The organism is Variovorax sp. KBW07, assembly GCF_003852515.1.
Lineage (GTDB): Bacteria > Pseudomonadota > Gammaproteobacteria > Burkholderiales > Burkholderiaceae_C > Variovorax.
On the sequence record NZ_QAJK01000259.1, the window covers coordinates 1 to 253 of the forward strand.

At 39.5% G+C, this 253-nt stretch carries 1 rRNA gene; it reads left to right on the forward strand.

Annotated features, from left to right (window positions below):
* Positions 1–253, forward strand: a 23S ribosomal RNA gene (locus DBV14_RS33680); the annotation flags it as partial.

The following is a 253-nucleotide window of genomic DNA, read 5'->3' on the forward strand; positions in this document are numbered from 1 at the left end:
TCTTTGATATTAGGAGTTGTGGTGTAAAGGTTGCATTTTTAATTGTTGAGTATACTCCAAATTCACTTGATTGTGATGTTGTCCAGAGACGGTGTTAGACCGGTTGGAGTATACGAGGCTTTTATTGATGTTTCCTATGAGTCGGATTGTTTGAGAATGCAGTCCAAATCGGGTGGTAAACTCCATCTAAGGCTAAATACTTGTGCGAGTCCGATAGTAAACAAGTACCGTGAGGGAAAGTTGAAAAGAACTT